This is a genomic window from Acinetobacter sp. CFCC 10889 (genome assembly GCF_003268395.1).
Taxonomy (GTDB): Bacteria; Pseudomonadota; Gammaproteobacteria; order Pseudomonadales; family Moraxellaceae; genus Acinetobacter.
In genome coordinates, this window is record NZ_LQXQ01000117.1 from 1 (window position 1) to 3,504 (window position 3,504).

A 3,504-nucleotide genomic window follows, 5' to 3' on the forward strand; every position below is an offset into this window, starting at 1 on the left:
CCCCGACATATATAGCCCCTGAAACTGATACAGAACCATCAAAACCACATGTTGAGCTTCGCAAACATCCACATTCAATAGACAGCTCACAAGCCAGTGTAAAAGCTGATGAAAATATTCAAGATGCCATGACAGTAGCAAGTGATTTACCGATAAGAGAACAAAGCTTTCCTGTAGAGCCTAAAGAAAAAATTCAGATTTTTCACCTAGAAAATCATATGAGGACTTATGATTGTCAGGGGCAGGCAGTTGAATTATTAGCATCTGATGCTCGACTTCAATTTACAGGATATTGTCCATATCTAGTGATTAGTGGTCCAAATTCAAACATTCAAGCAGATCGTGTGCATGTACTGAAAGTTTATGGACCTGATACCCTTGTTTCTGTCAATGCTGTTGATTTTATTGATGTGGTTGCACCAAATTCAAAGGTGAATTATGGTCGTGAGTTAAATACAACCCAGCGAATTAGAACCAAAGTTTCTGGTCCAGACTCAATTGTGCAAAGGCGCTAGTATAAAATGTTGCATATACATTGTTTTTCATATCTATAGTTTTCAGCAAACTATTGAAAATTACATTACAATGACTGCGCTAAAATAGAGACAACATCTATTTTATAAAAATGGAATTAGAGTTAAAACTATGCGAACCCGTGCCAAAATTTGTGGAATCACGCGTACAGAAGATATTCATGCAGCAGTCGATGCAGGTGTAGATGCAATCGGTTTTGTATTTTATGCACCGAGTCCACGTGCTGTGAATATCGAACAAGCAAAAATGTTAGCACAGCATATCCCTGCTTATGTCAGCATTGTGGGCTTATTTGTCAATGCAACAAGTGAGGAAATTGCACAAGTTTTGACTGAAGTTCCCTTAGATATTTTACAATTTCATGGTGATGAAACCGCAGAACAATGCCAAAAAATTGCACAAGAACATAAATGCCGTTGGTATAAAGCCATTCAAGTCAAAGCTGATTTAGATGTGATTGCAGAAATTGAGCAATATCAACAAGCAGGTGCAAGTGCTATGCTGTTAGATGCATGGCATCCTGAGCTTAAAGGCGGAACAGGGCATCGTTTTGATTGGGGGAAATTTCCCAAACTCGATATTCCTTTAATATTGGCAGGTGGTTTAAATCCTGAAAATATCGAAGATGCAATTCAGACAACGGCTGCTTATGCAGTTGATGTCAGTGGCGGTGTAGAGTCCGCAAAAGGTATTAAAGACCAACAACTTATTCAACAGTTTATGCAAGGAGTCCAACGTGGATCAGCACAGTAATCAGCAAAATGATTTACAAGATCAAGTGATTGACTATACCCAATTTCCTGATGCAAAAGGACATTTTGGTATCCATGGTGGACGTTTTGTATCAGAAACTTTGATGGCAGCCTTAGAAGACCTTGAAAATCTATATAATCGCATGAAAACTGATGAAAAATTCTTAGCTGAATTTGATCGTGATTTGGCGTATTACGTGGGTCGTCCAAGTCCGCTTTATCATGCTGAACGTTGGTCTAAAGAGTTAGGTGGTGCTCAAATTTATTTGAAACGTGAAGACTTGAATCATACAGGCTCACACAAAGTGAATAACACCATCGGTCAGGCACTTCTTGCAAAGCTTTCAGGTAAAAAACGTATTATCGCGGAAACTGGTGCAGGTCAGCATGGTGTAGCAACAGCAACTATTGCCGCACGTTTAGGTATGGAATGTGTCGTATACATGGGTGCAGAAGATGTCAAACGTCAAGCAATGAATGTGTACCGTATGCGTTTGTTGGGTGCGAAAGTTGTACCTGTTGAAAGTGGTTCTAAAACCTTAAAAGATGCCCTAAACGAAGCGATGCGTGACTGGGTGACTAATGTTGATTCAACTTACTATGTGATCGGTACGGTTGCAGGTCCACATCCATATCCACAATTGGTACGTGATTTCCAATCGATCATTGGACGTGAAGCACGTAAACAAATCTTAGAACAAGCAGGGCGTTTACCTGATGCGCTTGTGGCTTGTGTCGGTGGTGGTTCAAATGCAATGGGCTTGTTCTATCCATTTTTAAATGATCAAGATGTGAAAATTTATGGTGTTGAAGCTGCAGGCTATGGCATCGAAACAGGTAAACATTCTGCACCGTTAAATGCAGGGCATGTCGGTGTATTGCATGGCAACCGTACTTATCTTATGTCTGATGAACAAGGTCAGATCATTGAAACACATAGTATTTCAGCGGGTCTGGACTATCCTGGTGTAGGTCCTGAACACAGTTTTTTAAAAGATATGCACCGTGTGGATTATGTACCAATCAATGATACTGAGGCTCTACAGGGTTTCCGTGATTTAACCCAAATTGAAGGGATTATTCCTGCGCTTGAAAGCTCACATGCGATGGCATACGTGACCAAACTTGCACCAACAATGTCGAAAGATCAAATCATCATTGCGACTGTTTCAGGTCGTGGTGATAAAGACTTGATGACCGTTGCTCGTATTGATGGCGTAGAAATGGTTGAGATGTAATTGATTTTAAAAATCAATAGATTCTAATGATAAAAAATCCACTTTTAAACAAGTGGATTTTTTATGTTGAAGATAAACAAGAAATGGTTTCAAGGTTTTAAGTGAGTCAAATATTGTAGATATTAGCTATAAAATTTGAGCGAAATTTTTAAAAAAATACAGGCTAAACTCAAAATATTACAAGTTATTGTTCATGTTTATATCAGTATCTAGTTAAGCGATTTCAGTCAGTTCAACCACATGCCCATCATGATTTTTAATCACAGCTCTAAATCCAAAAGGCGTGTTTTGTGGTGGGGAAATAATTTTTTCTATATCTGTGATATTTGTAAAAAGTTGAGATAGGTTTTCAACGCAAAAACCTAATCTTATGTTTTGTGTTAAATTGCTTAGATCAGCCAAAGTAGGGTAGATTTCAAAGATTAATCCATTGAGATTACATGAATAATGTTAAGGTCCATTTTCATGTTGTTCTACTTGAAAGCTAAGTCCAAATTGACTATAAAATTGGCAAGTTCGTTCAATATCTTGGACTTTTAAAACGACTAGATTGATTGGCATACTTATTTCCTATGAGTGATTAAACTTAAGTCTAATCATTTAATATATTCTACCCAATAAAAGCCTTGCCCATTAGGGTGAATCGCAATGAGCCATTGTGTTGTCTGAGATGAAAATTTAAGAAGATGAAAGCCCTTTTTTAGCATTTCCTTTTGCGTACTTAGTTTTAAGTCTTGTTCAGTTACTATTCGTGCACCTTGATTTTCAAAAAATTTAAAATCCAAGGGTGAAAAACTAAATGAACCTGTACCAATACTAAGGTCAAGATTATTACTTTGTATTATATTTTTTGTGGTTGGCGGTAAAATAGGAGGAAGCCATCCCTTCTCAAACGCATGTTCAGCTTGAGCCTGTTGCATGTCAGTAAATTTAGTTATAACTGTGTCATCTGTACATGCTGATATTATTAAAATAATAAC

5 protein-coding genes are annotated in these 3,504 nt (G+C 37.6%); 3 read left to right on the forward strand and 2 right to left on the reverse strand.

The genetic code is table 11. The annotated features are described in order from the left end of the window. The 3 genes from AVJ19_RS20535 to trpB form a co-directional block, all read left to right on the forward strand. On the forward strand, positions 1-515 hold a 515-nt coding region (locus AVJ19_RS20535), incomplete at its 5' end, for a hypothetical protein (RefSeq protein ID WP_162626683.1). Between the two features lie 130 nt (positions 516-645). Then, positions 646-1,287 carry a phosphoribosylanthranilate isomerase gene (locus AVJ19_RS20540; RefSeq protein ID WP_111861365.1) on the forward strand — a complete coding sequence of 214 codons (642 nt, stop codon included), beginning with the start codon at positions 646-648 and terminating at the stop codon, positions 1,285-1,287. Continuing rightward, the gene (trpB, locus tag AVJ19_RS20545) at positions 1,271-2,524 is read left to right on the forward strand and encodes a tryptophan synthase subunit beta (RefSeq protein ID WP_111861366.1); all 1,254 of its coding nucleotides are present in this window, start codon (positions 1,271-1,273) and stop codon (positions 2,522-2,524) included. Before AVJ19_RS20540 ends, trpB begins: the two co-directional genes overlap by 17 nt. Positions 2,525-2,974: 450 nt before the next feature. Here trpB and AVJ19_RS22930 read toward each other — a convergent pair whose 3' ends face one another. Together AVJ19_RS22930 and AVJ19_RS20550 are read right to left on the reverse strand one after the other, a co-directional pair. Continuing rightward, entirely contained in the window at positions 2,975-3,085 is a 111-nt protein-coding gene (locus tag AVJ19_RS22930) for a VOC family protein (protein ID WP_416240590.1), read from the reverse strand. A gap of 35 nt (positions 3,086-3,120) precedes the next feature. Beyond that, positions 3,121-3,489: a hypothetical protein gene (locus AVJ19_RS20550; protein WP_111861367.1), complete on the reverse strand. Its 369-nt coding sequence runs from the start codon at positions 3,487-3,489 to the stop codon at positions 3,121-3,123. Positions 3,490-3,504: the final 15 nt, after the last annotated feature.

Excerpts from the sequence above, each read along its gene's own strand:
- AVJ19_RS20540 (WP_111861365.1), top strand. The coding sequence starts at position 646 with ATGCGAACCCGTGCCAAAATTTGTGGAATCACGCGTACAGAAGATATT.
- AVJ19_RS22930 (WP_416240590.1), bottom strand. The coding sequence starts at position 3,085 with ATGCCAATCAATCTAGTCGTTTTAAAAGTCCAAGATATTGAACGAACT.